Below are 17,365 nucleotides of genomic sequence, written 5' to 3'. Positions count from 1 at the left end.
CTTATTGTTGGTTTTTTGTGCGTGTACAGCGGATAAACTCTATTTTCATCAACACCAAAGCGATGAAAACAGCGATAGATGAAATACCCAACAACGGGTCAATCGCTTCTAATGTTACGAAGCGCCCATAATACAAAAACAGCCCAATTAGCACTGTAACGGCGCCTAGTTGATGCACATAAAACTGCGCAACAGCCAGTTTAGAAGTTGAATTATTTAGCCACAACTTATGGCATAGCCCATAAATAAACGACAACAAAAAGCCAATCAACATAAAATGCGCATGGGTCACATGTTGTGTTGGGTTTTTAGATGCAGCCATGTAAATCCCAAGCAATAAACCTAAAATTGCATAGCCAAAAGCCGTTAAAATAAATTTGCGGTCCATAAGCACCTCCGTTTTGATTAAACAAAATTGTAGTCCAAGTCTTGATGTCGCGATGGTTTCACTTGATATCACAACCTTTTAGTAAAGCTGGTTTTTAAATCACAAATCTGTTTTTATAAACAATAATCAAAAACTTACAGGTTGAACTTGTGGCACTCAAACACCCTTTGTATCGGCTATACCATTTCGGGCTGCGCCTTGCGGCGTTGACTTTGCCCATTCCCGAACCGCGTGTTTTCGATGGTGACAATGTAATCAAGGATTGGATACAAGAGCTTAACTGTAAAGAATGCAAACGCGTTTTACTGGTCAGTGACCCAGGCATTATTTCCCTAAATTTACACACCCCCCTTCTCAATGCACTTAACAAGCAAGGTATTGAAGTGGTGATATTCAGTGAGCTCAGTGCCAATCCAAGTATTACTCAGGTTGAACAAGGCGTAGGTGCCTACGTGCAACATAAGTGTGATGCCTTGCTTGCCATCGGTGGCGGCTCGGCCATGGATTGCGCCAAACTAATCGGCGCACGAGTGGCTCGTCCGCAAAAGTCATTGCGACAGATGCAAGGCTTGTTTGGGGTACTGCGCAAGTTGCCACCGCTTTATGTGGTGCCTACCACTGCGGGTACAGGCTCGGAAGTCACAGTCGCTGCTGTTGTGAGTGATACTGACAAACACCTTAAATTCTCCATCAACGACTTATGCTTGGTGCCCAAAGGCGTGTTGTTTTTGCCTGAACTGACCACAGGACTCCCCCCTGCACTCACTGCAACTACGGGGATTGACGCACTCACCCATGCTATCGAGTCATACATCGGGGTAAACGATACTCGCTACACCCGTGAAAAAAGTGAGCAAGCGATAAAAATGATTTTTGCCGCCTTACCCACGGCATTTCATCAGCCAGATAATTTATCAGCACGCACCGAGATGCTCTGGGCTGCGATGTACGCGGGGCAAGCATTTACCCGCACGTCGGTGGGGTATGTGCACGCCATTGCACATCAGCTTGGGGCGCTATACGGCATAGGTCACGGGCTTGCCAATGCGCTCGTTCTGCGAGCTATGTTAGATTTTTATGGTTCTCGAATTGACGTTAAGCTGACACAATTAGCCAAGAAGGTGCTTGGAAATGACAGTACCGCCGCACAGTTACGCCAGCGTATCCAAGCGCTACACGAAGATTTAAACATTCCCTCTCATATCGAGCAATTACGTGAACAGGATATTCCACTGATTGCTTCGCAAGCACTAGCTGAAGCGCACCCTGATTACCCAGTGCCATGCTTTATGAACCAAACAGATATGGAATCCGTGTTGCATTCTTTACTTGCCTGTCACCCTAACTCAAGCTAAATAGCTAATCATGTTAGCGGGCGCTCGTTATTCTTGCGCCAAGTACACTTCAAGTTCCTTAGCAAACCACTGTGTTAAGCCCCCCAACTGGCTGTAACGGTTCTGTATCATGCCATACGCTTGGCGCTTCATGGCTTGGTCGTAATTAAGCACTTGGACGCTACCGTCATGCAAATAGGGCGTGATCAATACCGAAGGCACATTGGAAAACCCCGTGCCATCAAGCACCGCATTGCGTAAGTGCTCATAAAATGGCAGCGCGATATAGTTGCTTGAAGCGGGCTCCACTGCGCGAAGTCCTTCATCGTCAATCGATGCTAGGGCAATTTCTGTATATCGCGCCAAATCTGAACTCACCACACTCGATAACTTACACAAGGGGTGTTCACTTTTTGCCACCGTCATCATGCGTATTTCGCCTAGTTTTACATGATGGGTATTGGGCAACTTATTGGTAAAAGGCAATAAACAATAGGCAATGTCGACCATGTTTTGCTCCACCATATCATTCAATTCTGGGGGTGGCGCCATATAAACCGACACGCTGACATTGGGGAATTGCTGGCTCATTTTATGGATCAGTTCACGCCAATAGGATTCAGGTAAGGCGTCATCTCGGGCAATACGTAGCACTGATTCCACCCCTTGAAGGTGTTGTTGGCAGCGCCCTGTAATGTCGTTAGCGATCATCACCATGCGCTCACAATCATTTTTAATGACTTGGCCGATGTTGGTGAGCATAACCTGATTACCCGTGCGTTCAAGCAGTTCCACACCCAACTCATCTTCCAACGCGCTCAGTGATGAACTTAAGGTTGTGCGGCTTTTACCGACTCTACGCGCCGCCTCAGCGATGGAGCCTGACTCACTAATGGCAAGGAACATCTCTAATTGGCTTATTTTCATTTTCAGACTCCAAAGTGTGTTGATGTCGAAGTAACTGTAATCACTGAATTTAACCTTTAGTGAAACAGCACTTCCCACAGCGACGATAATATCGTCGCTCAGCGATTTTGGAAATAGGAAAAAAACCCATAAAATGGCGCTCAGTCGGTAACGACCCTACCTAGACTGACGAATTTTCGATTAATCCGAGGTGTTTATGCCAAGCAACCATTCATTAGAGAAAAAATTACTGACCTTCTCTACGCTATCAGCCCTGCTCTTTGCCCTAATGGGGATTGGCTTGGGTGTGTGGATGGGATCTTTGGTGATCCTATTTGATGGCGCGTATTCGTTTGTCAGTTTACTGCTCACAATGCTGTCTTTGGGTGCAGCTTGGTACATCAACTCTCCTAAAGCAAAACGCTCAAATCCGCACATCGATTTGGTTGAGCCACTTGTCATCGCGATAAAAGGCTTTGCCATTACGCTCATGTGTGTGGCGTCTTTCACTTCAGCCGTGTTTGCCATTATAGCAGGTGGTCGTGAAGTGGATACGGGTTTGGCATTGGTGTTTGGCGTGATTAACCTAGCGGGTTGTTTGGGTACCTATTGGGTGCTGGCAAAACGCGGCAAACAATCTAAATCCGCCTTGATTGAAGCAGAATCAAAACAATGGTTAATGGACTCAGTGATAAGCGCTGCGGTAATGGCTGGATTCGTGCTTGCAAGTATTCTAACTTACGCTGGTTTATCGCATTACGCAGTGTACGCCGACCCAATTATGGTGGTGATGGCCTCAGTGTACTTTACAGTCGTGCCGTTGAAGATGATGTTTGGGGCGCTAAGTGAAGCGTATGATATCTATTCTAAGAACACTGGAACCTTTAGTAATACAGCACAAAAAGCTAGCTGATTGAGCTTAGATTAATAAGCTCCCACCGATCACTACGAAAATTAGTGCCAAACTAATCAACACATACGTCAGTCGGCGTTGTGCCAAGGTGGTGATCACACCGTGTTCATCGGCAAGTACATAGCGCGGAGCGGGATCGTTAGGTTCAACCAGCATGACTTGCGAGCGTAATTCATTACCATAGCGGTAGGTCAACAGCATGTGCTGCTGACCTACCAGTTCCAAGGGAAGAACTCGGTTATCTCGCACGGCAGTAATTTCAACCACCTTGCAGCTTCGTGCTTTGGGTTTACGCCACATGGCTAATTTCATCGTAGGCCAATTTTGCCGCAATCAAGTCACTCAGAGCCGTGCCCACAGATTTAAACAAGGTAATATCCGTATCATTCGCACGCGCAAAAGTGTTGTCTCTTGCTAAGTCCTTTAGTTCACCTAATACATCTGATTCACTAAACACGCCTTCACTCATAGGAATGAGCAACTCGCCCGCCTCGTTCAGTACGTTCTCGCGGCTATCAACAAACACCTTTGCCCTTGTCACCGTCTGGCTATCGCACTCTCGGGCATCACGGTGGTGGTTACCAATTAAATCTACATGCGTGCCAGTGCTGAGCCAGTGACCTTCAAACAAAGGGGTATGACTGCCAGTGGCGCAGCAAATGGTATCTGCACTGGCAATCAGTGCTTCATTGACTGCTTCATGACTAAATTCACACGCTGGGAACTGCTCTCGCAGTGACTCAATCACCCACTGCGCTTTTTCACTACTACGAGCAACAATGCTCACTTTTTTGTAATCACGCACAGCCAAATGAGCTCGAGCCATAAAAGGCGCAAGTTTGCCCGAACCGAATAACACGAGATGTTGGGCATCTTTTTTTGCAAGATAATCCGCTGCGAGTGCAGAGACTGCCGATGTACGCCACAAAGTCACCTCGGTGCCATCAACCAGTGCCAGTGGCTCACCATATTGGCGAGAAAACAGCATAATTTTGGAGTACAAAGAAGCGCGACCTTGTTGCTCATTCTCAGGAAAATAAGTGAACGCTTTTACACCAATAACGTCGTCATTCCATGCTGGTAATACCGCAAATGCATCGTGATTATTGGGCATCGTATCTAGCGGATACACACTACGCCTGGGCGTACCAGCCTCGCCAGCAAAGCCTTTTTGCAACGCTTTGAGCAAAGGTGGATACGCCATAACCTGTTGTACGTGTTCAGCACTCACAATTTTCAAAACTAGCCTCCTAAAATAAACTGCTGTGGAGCGTGGGTTAAGCATTCATAGCCATTTTCAGTCACCACAATATCTTCTTCTAAACGCACACCACCAAGATCAGGAATGTAAATACCCGGTTCGATGGTGATCACATTGCCTGCTTCAAGCTGGTATTGCACACCGGGCTTCAAAAATGGAATTTCATGTAAGAACAAACCAAGACCGTGGCCAAGCCCCTCTCCAGCATATTGCGCGAATGGACTCGCTTGCAGTACTTCATGCGCTATGGCGTTAAGGTCATGGGCACTGATACCCGGGCGAACTGCGCTGAGCGCTGCTTGCTGTGCCTTTTGCACCGTGTCGAATATGGCTTGTTGCTCAGCACTGGGTTGGCCCCACACGTAGCTTCGGGTCATATCTGAGCGGTAGCCATTTACCACTGCGCCAAAATCGATAAGGATAAAGTCTCCTTCGCGCAGTTGTTTATCACCTGGGTTGCCATGAGGCAAAGCACTGCGCTCTGCAAACAATAAAATCGTGTTAAAAGAGGTGCCGTTTGAGCCTCGTAATTGCATCTGATAATCAAGTTCAATAGCTAGCTCACGCTCAGTGATACCTGTTTTTATGCGTGCGAGCGTATGCGCCAGAGCACTATCTGCGATTCCCGCCGCTTGTCGAATACAGTCAATTTCATTGGCATCTTTAATACGACGCAACGACTCCACTAAGTCCGTGCGAGGATTCAACTGCGCGGCGTTTAGTTCGCTGGCAATGCCTTGCCACTGGGCCACATTGAAGTGCGCGGCCTCAAAGCCTACACGCAGATTGGCCCCCGCTAAACGGGAAATACATGCCCCTAACGTCTCGTTGTCGCGGTCACGCTGCACCACGTCGATATCCTTGGTCTCAGCCAAGGCGCGTTGATAGTAGCGGTAGTCTGTGATCATCACCGCTTTTGTTGGCATTACTAATAAGGTCGCGGCATTGCCAGAGAAACCAGTGAGGTATGAGATATTCTCAAACCCTTGAACAATCAGTAGTTCATCGCCCAATGAGGCAACGAGATTTTGTAATCGAGCTAAACGCGCTAAAAAAGTCTGAGTCATCGTAAAATAAACCCTTGAATGAGAGGATCCTGCGGATCGAGATAAAACTGATGTGTGCCAGTAATATACGCTTGCCCTGAAACGACAGGTACAATGGCATCGCGTTGGTAGGCAACGCATAGCGCATCAATGGCAACATGAAAACCTGCCCCTAAGATACCCTCAATAAAGACACTTTGCCCCTTTTTGAGTTGGTTGCGCTGATGCAAAATTGCCACACGCGCACTCACGCCTGTGCCTGTTGGGCTTCTATCAAGCTCACCTTCAGCGAAGATGCACACATGGCGAGAAAAGTGTTCTGTGTTGTGCAACTGGGAATTACTATAAAAAATAATGCCATATAGAAAATTCATGTCTGCATCTGGGTGGTCCAAGTTCAACTTGGGAGCCAGCTGTGCCTTGATTTGCTGCCCCACGCTAATAAGTTCACTGTGATTGTCGAGGCTGAAAGAAATATCGAGCTCGTCAGCATTAACAAACCCGTAAAATGCGCCGCCAAAGGCCACATCGCAGCTCACTTGTCCATACAAAGGTAAATGCACACTCTCATCTAAAGAATGCACGTAGGCTGGCACATTGGTAAATTTGACAATATCGCTGTCATCACGATAAAAGCTGTGGATAGTGCCTGCTGGCGTATCAATGCTCAGCGCGACTTCCTCATGCCCATTGTGTGTATTGGCATGTTTATGTAATTGGGTTAAGGCAATAATGGCATGCCCACACATGGTCGAATAGCCTTCGTTATGCATAAATAACACACCAAAATTACTACTGGGATGCTCTGGCTGAGTAATGAGCGCGCCATACATATCAGCATGACCACGCGGTTCAAACATCAACGCTCGGCGAAAATGCTCATATTCGCTTTGGCAATAACGCCTTTTCGCTAGCATCGTCTGTCCCTGAGGTTCAGGTATCCCCGCAACAATAGTGCGTAAAGGCTCACCCGCTGTATGGGTATCGATGCACTCTACAACATACTGTTTATCAAGCTTGATTGCGTTTAAATCTAGGCTCATACATGCTCCAGGCAAAAGGCCGAGCACCGTGTGCTCGGCATCGTGTCACGTTGAAAACGTGTTAGGGGTTAAAAGCTAATACGCGCCATGAGCGACACATAACGCGGTGACTGACGCCACGTTGTCATTCCATAATCAGGGTTAAGTTCAATGCCGTTCGCACCGTACTGTGTGCGCTCTTCATTAATGCCTATTGCCGTGTCGCTATTGAGTAGGTTGTACACCGTGCCTTTTACCAACACGTCTTGTCCAAATAACTCAGCGTTGTAGCTCAGTGACATGTCAATATCCGTGCGCCATGGCAAATTGCCCTCACTGCCACGTGGCGATGGATTACCGTTTTCATCATAATGTGATGCATGGTCATAGTAACGACTGATACACGCATCCCACGGATTACCCTGCTCGCAGCTGTCTACACCAGCGGGGTGAACACTGAAATAGCTCTTCGGACGGCCAGAAATGCTTCGCGCGACCAAACCAAAAGTGAGGGTATCAGTAATATCGTATGTACCAGATAACTTGATTGAATGACGGTGGTCGTTTGGCAAATTACCATAACCGTGGTCCATCAAATCGCCGTAGTCATACGATGTTGTCCAACCTGGATCAGCCTGATCATTGTCGGTTTTAACAAGACCTTCTGTGTTACCCCAGCTGTGTGACCAAGTGTAAGATGCATCAATACGCATTCTGTCTGTAATGTTGCCATCAAGGGTGAACTCAAACGCGAGGTATTTACGCTCAGCTTTGGGTAAGGCCAGCTCTTGTGCACTGAGTGTGACGTCATCAATCTGGCCGTCGCCATCAAAGTCATAGCTCATTTGCACACTCTCACCAGGGTTATTCAACACATAGTAAGAGCCTTGACCCACGTTATCCTCAATCCCCAGTTCAGCCAGCTTTTTCGCTAGTACAGGGCCTACATCAGTGTCTTCTACACTGCGCCCGAGCTCGCGATAAATTGCCCGCGCACCAAAGGCCATGTCACCAAAGACTTCTTGCTGATAACCCAAGGTAAACTCATCAGAATACATAGGTTTAATGTTGCTCGATGCGATTAACCCTGGCTCAGTGATACCGCGCTGACGCCAACGACGCTCACGCAACATGTCGCCACGACTTGGTGAACCATCCGCCTCTAAAACTGGCTCGCCATTGGCATTCACTTGGTCTAAATCGAAATATTCAAACCACTCTACCGAGGCTGAACCTTGAGTGATGTTCATGTTGGCTGAAACCGGCTGGAAGTAACGACCAAAGGTCGCGAATATTTTCGCGCTACCGTCGCCATGTAAGTCATAAATGGCTTGTAAACGTGGCGCGATTTGGTTGTCGATATCCACGTAGGCGCGACCATCCGTTACTGTGTTTTCAAACTCGCTATAACGCACCCCTAAATTAAGAACGAGCTGATCGCTCACCTGCCAAGAATCATTGATATAGAAGGCCAATGAGCTGGTGTCCGAATCAACTTCACGGGTGCGCACGCGGCGTTCAATGTAATCTTGACCCGTCGCAGCACCAGAGATGTCATTGTCGCCAGCAGTGGCAATTGTCCACCATCCCATAGCGTCACCGATGCCGTTTTGGCCAGAGAAGTAATCCACATCAACCTTGGTGTAATCAACACCAAATTGCACTGCGTGCTCGGCTAAATCCCAGTTGAAGTCGATACGCAGCTGGTCGCGAATGAATTCCTGTTCAGATACGCTTGATGCGGTGTGTTCAGACAAGGTAGTGAACCCATCTCGCTCATCCCATACACCTGGATTTGGCGATGCCACAACGTTCTCAACGTTTTCTGTTACGCGACCGGCAACGGCGGATACAGATAAGTAATCACTGAGGTAACCGTTATACGCCAAGCTATACATGTTGCCGCCATCTTCGCCCGGTGCTGTCACACCTTGTTGGTCGCCAATTTCATTACTACGCCAATTGTAGGCAAAGGTGTCAGTTTCCCATTCACGCTTATTGCTCATAGCGGAAAAGCCGAGTGAGTGATTCTCATTGATAAACCAGTCTAGTTTGGTAAACCAGCGGTTTTCGTCACGGCTAAAATCACTGAACGTGGTCTGCCCTGCTCCCTCAGATGAATCGCGACGCGGGTTGAATAGCGCATAAGCAAATAGTGTGTCCTCAATCAATGCACCACTTGCCCATACTTGCAGCTCACTAAAGTCATAGCTACTGCGCATGGTATTACTACTGATGGTGCCATTGCTTTGGTATATTGAGCCGTGGTGAGCAGCGAGACTGTCGGGCTCCCAGCGTACTTCAGCGCCTGCAGTGAAGTCGTTGTCACCGGATTTCGATACGGCGTTAACTATACCGCCCATGGCGCCACCAAATTCAGGATTGATACCACCCGTTTTCACTTGGGTTTGTGAAATTGCTTCCCAAGGGAGGCGAATCGAGCCTAAACCTGTCCGAATACTCGTGACATTTAACCCATTGAAGTAATAACCATTTTCTGCTGACGATGCGCCACCAAAACTCGAGGCGCCGTTGAAGCTACTGCCGCCGGTTGCCGCAGTCCCTGGCGCTAACAGCGCCATACTTTCAAAACCACTTTGTACCGGCATAACTTTAATTTCTTCATCCGAAAACGTAAGACCAGAAGTGGATGAGCTTAAGTCGACGCGGCGGATTGCAGCACCGGTGACCGCAATGCGTTCCATTGTGTCGGCGGTGGCTTGCTCCATAGTCACATCAAGAATGATTGATTGACCAATCGTGACCGCTACATTGTCTTGCACCACACTTTGATAGCCTGGTTTACTAATAGTAATGTTGTAATTACCCACTGGGACGTTACGCAGAATATATTCCCCATCTGCGCCTGTTTTGATTTCATATTTAAGGCCTTTGGTGGTGTGAACCAAAGTGATCACCGCATCAGAAATATCCTGACCACCATTCGTTTCGATACTGCCTTTGACGATACTACTGCCATCAACCGCCAAAGCGGGGGCAGTAGCAAAAAGCGCTAAGGCGATTGCGCTTACCTTAAATGCCTGCTTGCAAGAGCGCGTACGCTGCATTGATTTTGCCATTGTTGTTTCCTGTTTGATGTTGTTTTTATTTGCTTGAAGCAAGAGCACCATAACGCTTTTACATATTGTATACAATATTAAATATACACAATTTACTTATATGGTTAGTCCAAATTTTTATTAGCGCTCCTAAAAATCACAGGTAAACCAATGGGGAGAAAGATATATAAAACAATAAAAATCAATTAGTTATTTGCAGTTCAGCGTGCTTGGTTGGTGCAGTTTTTACTTTTAGACCACCTGCATATATCAGCCAACTCGAAACTGAAAGCCGAGTAATTCTCAGGGGAATTTAGCTAAACCTTTTTACCCACAGAGCAAATATTCTAAAGCAATAACAAAGTTGTAACTGTCTCAAAAGCACACAAAACAGCACACTTTAACACCAAAATGAACATCTTGATTTACTTTTAATTAACATTTTGTTAATCAACGAGTTTTTCTATACAGCTGTCCTATCTCTTTCTTTTTTATGCCTTTTCATCACTTATCAGGGGATTGCAAAGCCTTAGTAGCTCGTCTAGTTATGGATGTGAGATGACATTGGCTTGACTAAGCCGCACTAAAACAAAAAACCATTCTCTACGAAGGAATATTAGATGAAATCAACGTATTTAGGGTTACTCGTGTTAGGCACCATCACCACGCTCAGTGGCTGCGCAAAACTAGACGGGCGCGTGACAGCTGGCGGCACACTAAATTCACAAGGTGGTGACGGCAAAGCAGTATTTACTGCACACGCCGCACGATGCGATGGCGAGATCAGTGGTCGCGTGAACTATCAAGATAAAAGCGCAATCGATTGGCAGCAAATGGGCGGCGTCGCATTTAACGCCAAGGTCTCTGATGCGGGCCTGTGTAGTGAAGACCCTGTTGCTCCGGACGGCCTAGAGGATGAAACTCGTCATTGTAAACAAGATATCTGCACCGAGGGTATGTTCCAAGTTGAGTTCAATTACAACTCAACCAACCCCGCAGCACCGGGAGAAGGTTCAGGCTTTGCGTGCATGATTGATATCGGTGAAGGTGTAAAAAGTGGCTTTGGTGCAAACGGCATTCTTAATGTCATGCTCCTAGAGTCTGGTCCATATCAGGGCTACCACAATGCCGGCACTATGGGTGGCAACGTACAGGTTCACCACTGTCCATCAAGTGATGACGACGCATAAGCGCAAGGAGCAATATGATGAAACTATTAAAAAATAAAACCTTACTTGCGGCGAGTATCGCCTCGGTGTTGAGCTTACCTGCCGCAGCACAATCAATGCGCATGGTGGTCGAAACCAATGGTAACGATTTCGATAAAGTGAAAACTGGGTTAGTGGCTCAAGGGATTGAAATTAATCGCGAACTCGCTGATTTAGGCAGCTTCGCTATCACTTTGGATAAATCACAACTTGGTGCAGTATCAGGACTTAAGGGCGTTCAGGGCTTTTACCCCGATGTGCCAAGAAAATTGATGTCTGAGGGCTCTGCTCAATTCATCCCATACGGCTTACCCATGGTACAAGGTGACCAAGTAAGTTACCAAGGCGGTCAAAAGGTGTGTGTTATTGACAGTGGCTACGATATCACTCACCCAGACTTACCATCAGCTGCGGTGACAGGCTCAGATAACCACGGCGCAGGTCCTTGGTACGAAGATCAATTCGCCCACGGCACCCATGTAGCGGGCACTATTGCCATGGTAAACAATAATATTGGTGGCGTTGGTTTTGTCTCAGACCATTCACTGGATATGCACATCGTACGTGTATTTGCTGGAAACGGCGCCTGGGCCTATTCGTCAGACCTTGCCCATGCCATCAATGAATGCGAACAAGCTGGCTCGAATATTATCTCCATGAGTCTCGGTGGCACCTTCTCCAGCCCACTTGAAGAGCGCGCGATTGATCGCAGCGCACGCAATGGTGTGCTGATGATTGCTGCTGCAGGTAACTCAGGGCAACCAACACACAGTTACCCTGCTTCCTATGACAGTGTTATTTCAGTTGCTGCAGTTGACAGCATTAAACAACGAGCATCATTCTCTCAACGTTCCAGCCAGATAGAATTCAGTGCACCGGGCGTGGAGATATTCTCAAGTACGTATCAAGGACGTGGCGCACGTTTTAACAAGTTCAGCATTGAGCAAGATGACCTCAATCTACTTTATTTCGCGATGGAGAACTCAGGACTAGGCTCTGTAACGGGTGAGCTCGTCGACTGCGGTAAAGGGACAGAAAGTTGTGGTGATGTAACGGGCAAAATCTGCTTAGTTGAGCGTGGCGAAGTGCCGTTTTTCCAAAAAGTGGATCAATGTGCGGCGGATGGCGGTGTGGGCGTGATCGTACGTAACAACATGCCAGGGCGATTAATTCCCATGATTAATTCAACAGATATGATTGCTGGTGCTGTGACGTACAGCGAAGGTTTAAAACTGATGGAAAACTTGGGTAAGGAAACCACTATTTCAACGGCAAACTTCCCTGACCATGACTTTATGTCGGGTACTTCTATGGCCACTCCCCATGTAACAGGGGTTGCGGCACTGGTTTGGAGTAACTTCCCTGAATGTTCTGCACAAGGAATTCGCATGGCACTGCGTGCCTCAGCCGAAGACTTAGGCAAGGAAGGCTACGATTATGCCTATGGCTGGGGTCTGATACAGGCAAAGGATGCCGTGGACTACATCCAAGAAAATGGCTGCCAAGCACCGCAAGGAAAAATCAAGGGTGGCCAAGGTTAATTATGCAACCAGTTGATTCCTGATGATTGTTACCCAAGCGCTCTTTATGAGCGCTTTTTTGTTTGTGCTTCCTCTTTTCTTTGAGAGCGTTGTATCTTATGTCTGAACCTGATATCAATACATAAGATCCGAATAGGGTTTAATTGAATAATTTCATTCATTTAATAGGATATTAGGGAAGTATACCGACATGGAAAAAATGCAAAAAAAAGTATTATTCAGTGCATCGGATGCACAAGGAAATGAACGAAATGGGTTCATAGACGCCAATACCAACTCAGAAGCTATACAAAAACTAGAAGAAAATGGTTTCTCAGATATTACTCTTCACTACGATGCAATAAGTTGTGGTAACAGAGATGATCTCGAAGGCTTAAGCGAACGAGAACTTCAAAGAATTGCCAATATCGAAATACAATCCCTCCAAGGTGTAGGCTCTGGTACACTATTTTTGCAAGCACTTAGACAAAACTGGGTCGTCATTTGTATTGGTCTTGCAGGGTGTGCTTGGGGCATCTACAGCAGTAGCACAGTCTTCTTTGTGCTCGGCGGCATCATTGCCTTGGTTGCTCCAGTCATCAGTTTAAAGAATTTAATCACTCTATCTCAGTACACACGGCTGCATGAAGCCACTGCACTTGGTGAGCATGACAAAGCATTGAAGCTTATCCACACCCTGAGACCCAAGTTCAAAGCACCTGAAATGGCTTTCGACTTAGATATTAAAGAAGCCTGTATTATGGCAAAACAGGGCAATGTGAGTGGTGCTTTTGATTTTCTAGCTCCGTGGCAACAGAAGTTTGATTTCTCTTCTCCTGGTATGTATGAAAGCCGAGCTGCCGCAATCTACTATATCAGTGGAGACTTCGACGATTTATTAGAGATGATGCGAGAGGCTTATGATAAATCAGATAACAACCAAATGATTCTCTTAGATTTGATATCGATGGAAGCTCGCTACGGAGATATCGATAATGCTCAATCCCTCATGTCAAACATTGAAATGCATGCACTAGCGCCAATGTGTTTACCTTTTTTAGATTGGGTACGCGGACTGATCGCCAGTCGCACCAATGATCCAAGCGCTAGCAATTCACTTGCAGCTGCTGTGAGCAAGATGCTCGAGTATGGAAATGACTCAATCACGTTAGTGTTACTTGCCCTGATGACCGGCTCATATGCACGCGAATTACAGCGCAACGGAGATAATGAGGGTGCCCAAAAAGTACTTCACAATATTTGGCCAGTATTGAAGGAAAATGGTGATGAGCAACTGGTACAAGAGCTAGCGCCGCTCATGGAAAAGTAGTATTAGTTCGCAAGATGCAGACTTTGGAGTCTGCATCTTCAATGTCTATGCGCCCTGTTCTTCCATTTTGATCAGTAGCTTTTTGATATCTTCTTTCGCACCTGTGATATGACGAATCAAATAATCACACGCAGCATCAACGTTCTTGGCTCGGCAGAGTTTTAATAACTCTCGGTGTTCTTCTGGTGCGGTATTAAGGCCACCAGCTAAGAGAATATGCATACGCACATAACGTTCAGAGTTTTTACTGAATTGCTCGACGAGCTCACGGGTTTGTGGACGCTCAGCTTTACTATATAACTTACCATGGAAAGCACTGTTTAAGTGACCCGTCGCCGCTTGTGTATCACCCGCAGCCATCGCAGCTTCGAGTTCTTGCAACAGAGCTTCAGCACTTTGGAAGTCATCTTCTGTCAGCTTTTCTAAGGAGTGGCGAAGTAATTCGGCTTCTAGCAATGCACGCAAATCAAAAATTTCGTCAACCTGTGAGGCACTGACTTCTGTAACAGTCGCGCCTTTATGTGCTTCGAAATTAACTAAGCCTTCAGCTTCAAGTTGCAACAAAGCTTCACGCACAGGAATTCGACTAACATTAAGCTCCTCGGCTAGCGCAGCTTGACGCAGCGGCTCACCTGATTTGAATTCACCAAGTAGAATTTTTTCTCGGATCGCTTCAGCGACCAATTGGGTGCGGGTTTTATGTTCGATTGCCATAATACTTTCAATAAGTTGCATCTTTTATACAGTATACCGATGCAATTGCGCGATTTCGAGTCAATTGTATCCATTCGAAAAAAAGCGCCACCGCTAACAGGGATGGGTGGCGCTTGGGGACGTTTTGCTTAACGCATAGTTCCAACTAGGAATCTAACTTTGCACACATAAAGGGCGCATAAAGCGACGCATGGCCTCAATACCCACAGAGGTAGAGCGTACATCGGTTGACGATGGGAACGGGCCACCATGATTCATGGATTGACACACTTCGACGCCTGTTGGCATTTGTTCAAATATAAGACGCCCAACTTTATAACTGAGTGCTTCTAGCAAGGTAGCATCATCGTCATTGTCTGAATCGATACCATGTACTGACGCGGTAAGTTGACCTTCAAGTGCATTGACCAACGCCATAAGCTGGGCCCTATCCTTATAATGGACAAGGAGCGCACATGGCCCAAATACTTCTTCATGCAGCAAGGGGGTTTGCAAAAATTGCTCAGCATCACAACTAAACACATGGGCATTAGCATGAAAGTCCTGTGACTTTTCTCCCGCTGCCAGCAAGGTTGTCGACTCACACTGATTGAGGTCATGGATCGCTTGTTCAAAGGAGCGCAAAATCCCCGGTGTGAGTAAGGTGTCTGATGGTGCGGCGTTAATACTCTGGCGTACATGCTGTAAAAACTCATCACTTCCTTCGCTCGGCACTAGCCAAAGCCCCGGGCTCGTACAAAACTGGCCGTTGCCCATTAACATGGATGCACACACGTGCTGGGCCAGTTCAGGTTTTTGTTGCAACGCTTTTGGCAAAATCACTTGGGGATTGATTGAGCCTAACTCTCCGTAAAATGGGATTACCTCTTCACGGCTTTGAATAGTGGCCATTAATGCTTTAGCTACGCCCATAGACCCAGTAAAACCCACAGCCTTGATTTGCTTTGCCACCACTAAACGGTGCGCAATGTCGTAATTTACGCCTTGTAGCATTGAAAATACGCCTGCTGGCATAGTGCAGCGAGCAATCGCGTTATCAATTGCCCGCGTCATTAACTCGCTGGTACCCGGATGCGCGCGGTGACTTTTCATTACCACAGGACATCCAGCAGCTAACGCCGCAGCCGTGTCGCCTCCCAAGGTTGAAAAAGCATAGGGGAAGTTGGATGCACCAAACACTGCAATAGGACCGACAGGAATATGCTTCAACTCAGTACGCGGTTTGGGCAGAGGTTGACGCAAGGGATCTGCCGCATCGCTACAACGCATATGCAGTGGCGCTAAATCATCTGCCAAGGCATCTGCAAATGCGCGCAACTGATTGATAGTACGACCACGTTCACCTTGTAAGCGGGCCATTGGCAAATTGGTCTCTTGCTGCGTCACCTCCAGTAACTGCTCGCCCAGTGCCTCTATTTCGTCAGCGATTGCATGTAAAAATTCACTACGCGCTTGCATGCTTGTTTGTCGATAAGCGTGAAACGCCTGGTGTGCAGCTTCACATGCCGCATCGACTAAATCTAAAGTAATGTCATAGTATTCGTGATTAAGGGGTTCATTTTTTGCTGGGCTAAAGCTGTTGAAGCGCGCATCGCTCCCTTGTTGCCATTGACCCGCAATGTAACTATATCCGCTTAGCGTAAGTGGCATTACTTTCTCCTTATAAAACTTGAAAACCAAAGGCGTATGGATCGTCGTCATCGACGACAATGCTGTTGTGGCCGGTCACCCGAGCCCAACCTTCAATACTTGGCAAAATTGCCGCTTTACCCGCTACTTCTGTGACCGATTCAATGCAACCGATAAACTGGCTGCCTATGTAACTTTCATGCACAAAGGGTTGTCCTTGGCGCAAATGACCTTTTGCAAATAATTGCGCCATGCGCGCACTTGTGCCGGTACCGCAAGGTGAACGGTCGATTGCTTTATCACCGTAAAAAACGGCATTGGCTGCATCTGAGTCACTATTTTTGGGTTGACCCGTCCACAGTACGTGGGAAGCACCCTGCATCGTGGCATCTTCTGGATGGATGCATTCGAGCTGGTCATTAATGGCATCACGAACAAGCGGGCTCCAGCGTAATAGTTGGGCTGCTGTGCAATGTTCAATGCCTGGGAAATGTGATTGTGGTTCAACTATGATGTAAAAATTACCGCCAAAGCTGACATCGACACTCAATGTGCCAAGCTCCGGCACATCAATCTGCACATTCTCATGGGCCAGGTACGCTGGTACATTGAAAATTTTCACCGCTTCAACCTTGTCGCCATTAATTCGGTAATGTGCTTCAACGCGTCCGGCTGGGGTATCAAGTTTAACCACACCGGGCGTACGTGGGTGCACTAGTCCACTTTCAAGAGCGAATGTCACCGTACCAATTGTGCCGTGACCACACATAGGTAAGCAGCCTGATGTCTCTATAAATAAAATGGCCGCGTCACCGTCCGTTGTTGTCGGTGGATAGAGAAATGAGCCAGACATCATGTCATGACCACGGGGTTCAAACATCAGCGCTTTACGTATCCAGTCATAGTCACGCAAAAAATGTTGACGCTTTTGGCTCATACTCGCACCAATGAGAGGCGGATGGGCGCTTGTTACCAAGCGCACCGGATTACCGCAGGTATGGCCGTCAATACAAAAGAAGGTTCCGCGGTTCATAC

15 protein-coding genes are annotated in these 17,365 nt (G+C 47.1%); 5 read left to right on the top strand and 10 right to left on the bottom strand.

Annotation, left to right across the window (positions count from 1 at the left end):
* Nucleotide 1 precedes the first annotated feature (1 nt).
* Nucleotides 2-388 carry a TonB-dependent receptor gene (locus ACH19P_RS16650; RefSeq protein ID WP_462159724.1) on the bottom strand — a complete coding sequence of 129 codons (387 nt, stop codon included), beginning with the start codon at nucleotides 386-388 and terminating at the stop codon, nucleotides 2-4.
* A 149-nt stretch (nucleotides 389-537) separates the two neighbouring features.
* Here ACH19P_RS16650 and ACH19P_RS16645 point away from each other — a divergent pair, with 149 nt between their 5' ends.
* Complete coding sequence (locus ACH19P_RS16645; RefSeq protein ID WP_462159723.1) at nucleotides 538-1,743, top strand: iron-containing alcohol dehydrogenase; 1,206 nt, start codon at nucleotides 538-540, stop codon at nucleotides 1,741-1,743.
* Nucleotides 1,744-1,770: 27 nt separating this feature from the next.
* Here ACH19P_RS16645 and ACH19P_RS16640 read toward each other — a convergent pair whose 3' ends face one another.
* Nucleotides 1,771-2,649 carry a LysR family transcriptional regulator gene (locus ACH19P_RS16640; RefSeq protein WP_462159722.1) on the bottom strand — a complete coding sequence of 293 codons (879 nt, stop codon included), beginning with the start codon at nucleotides 2,647-2,649 and terminating at the stop codon, nucleotides 1,771-1,773.
* Nucleotides 2,650-2,845: 196 nt separating this feature from the next.
* Between ACH19P_RS16640 and ACH19P_RS16635 the strand changes: the two genes are divergently transcribed.
* A complete protein-coding gene (locus ACH19P_RS16635; RefSeq protein WP_462159721.1) occupies nucleotides 2,846-3,541 on the top strand; it encodes a cation transporter in 696 nt (231 codons plus the stop codon).
* A gap of 6 nt (nucleotides 3,542-3,547) precedes the next feature.
* On the opposite strand, the gene ACH19P_RS16630 is transcribed toward ACH19P_RS16635, so the two are convergent.
* The 5 genes from ACH19P_RS16630 to ACH19P_RS16610 form a co-directional block, all read right to left on the bottom strand.
* Entirely contained in the window at nucleotides 3,548-3,841 is a 294-nt protein-coding gene (locus ACH19P_RS16630; RefSeq protein WP_462159720.1) for a hypothetical protein, read from the bottom strand.
* Nucleotides 3,831-4,781 carry a bifunctional Delta(1)-pyrroline-2-carboxylate/Delta(1)-piperideine-2-carboxylate reductase gene (gene lhpI / locus ACH19P_RS16625; protein ID WP_462159719.1) on the bottom strand — a complete coding sequence of 317 codons (951 nt, stop codon included), beginning with the start codon at nucleotides 4,779-4,781 and terminating at the stop codon, nucleotides 3,831-3,833. The genes ACH19P_RS16630 and lhpI overlap by 11 nt, the downstream gene beginning before the upstream one ends.
* 2 nt (nucleotides 4,782-4,783) lie before the next feature.
* Nucleotides 4,784-5,869, bottom strand: coding sequence for a M24 family metallopeptidase (locus ACH19P_RS16620; RefSeq protein ID WP_462159718.1), 1,086 nt, complete (start codon nucleotides 5,867-5,869; stop codon nucleotides 4,784-4,786).
* Nucleotides 5,866-6,891: a proline racemase family protein gene (locus ACH19P_RS16615; protein ID WP_462159717.1), complete on the bottom strand. Its 1,026-nt coding sequence runs from the start codon at nucleotides 6,889-6,891 to the stop codon at nucleotides 5,866-5,868. Before ACH19P_RS16615 ends, ACH19P_RS16620 begins: the two co-directional genes overlap by 4 nt.
* Before the next feature lie 68 nt (nucleotides 6,892-6,959).
* Nucleotides 6,960-9,950 carry a TonB-dependent receptor gene (locus tag ACH19P_RS16610; protein ID WP_462159716.1) on the bottom strand — a complete coding sequence of 997 codons (2,991 nt, stop codon included), beginning with the start codon at nucleotides 9,948-9,950 and terminating at the stop codon, nucleotides 6,960-6,962.
* 599 nt (nucleotides 9,951-10,549) lie between these two features.
* Here ACH19P_RS16610 and ACH19P_RS16605 point away from each other — a divergent pair.
* From ACH19P_RS16605 to ACH19P_RS16595, 3 genes are all read left to right on the top strand, one after another.
* Nucleotides 10,550-11,119, top strand: coding sequence for a hypothetical protein (locus ACH19P_RS16605; protein ID WP_462159715.1), 570 nt, complete (start codon nucleotides 10,550-10,552; stop codon nucleotides 11,117-11,119).
* 14 nt (nucleotides 11,120-11,133) lie between these two features.
* Complete coding sequence (locus tag ACH19P_RS16600) at nucleotides 11,134-12,678, top strand: S8 family serine peptidase (RefSeq protein WP_462159714.1); 1,545 nt, start codon at nucleotides 11,134-11,136, stop codon at nucleotides 12,676-12,678.
* Nucleotides 12,679-12,868: 190 nt separating this feature from the next.
* Nucleotides 12,869-13,987, top strand: coding sequence for a hypothetical protein (locus tag ACH19P_RS16595; protein ID WP_462159713.1), 1,119 nt, complete (start codon nucleotides 12,869-12,871; stop codon nucleotides 13,985-13,987).
* A gap of 45 nt (nucleotides 13,988-14,032) precedes the next feature.
* Here the strand turns inward: ACH19P_RS16595 and ACH19P_RS16590 are convergent, their stop codons facing one another.
* From ACH19P_RS16590 to ACH19P_RS16580, 3 genes are all read right to left on the bottom strand, one after another.
* Nucleotides 14,033-14,701: a GntR family transcriptional regulator gene (locus ACH19P_RS16590; protein ID WP_462159712.1), complete on the bottom strand. Its 669-nt coding sequence runs from the start codon at nucleotides 14,699-14,701 to the stop codon at nucleotides 14,033-14,035.
* A 153-nt stretch (nucleotides 14,702-14,854) separates the two neighbouring features.
* Nucleotides 14,855-16,351, bottom strand: a complete 1,497-nt coding sequence (locus tag ACH19P_RS16585; protein WP_462159711.1) for an aldehyde dehydrogenase (NADP(+)) — start codon at nucleotides 16,349-16,351, stop codon at nucleotides 14,855-14,857.
* A gap of 10 nt (nucleotides 16,352-16,361) precedes the next feature.
* Nucleotides 16,362-17,363 (bottom strand): 4-hydroxyproline epimerase, encoded by a 1,002-nt coding sequence (locus tag ACH19P_RS16580; RefSeq protein WP_462159710.1) that lies wholly within the window; start codon nucleotides 17,361-17,363, stop codon nucleotides 16,362-16,364.
* Between the last annotated feature and the right edge of the window lie 2 nt (nucleotides 17,364-17,365).

The organism is Pseudoalteromonas sp. GB56, assembly GCF_054923835.1.
The sequence above is the reverse complement of the archived record's forward strand: the minus strand, read 5'-3'. Positions and strand labels throughout refer to the sequence as shown.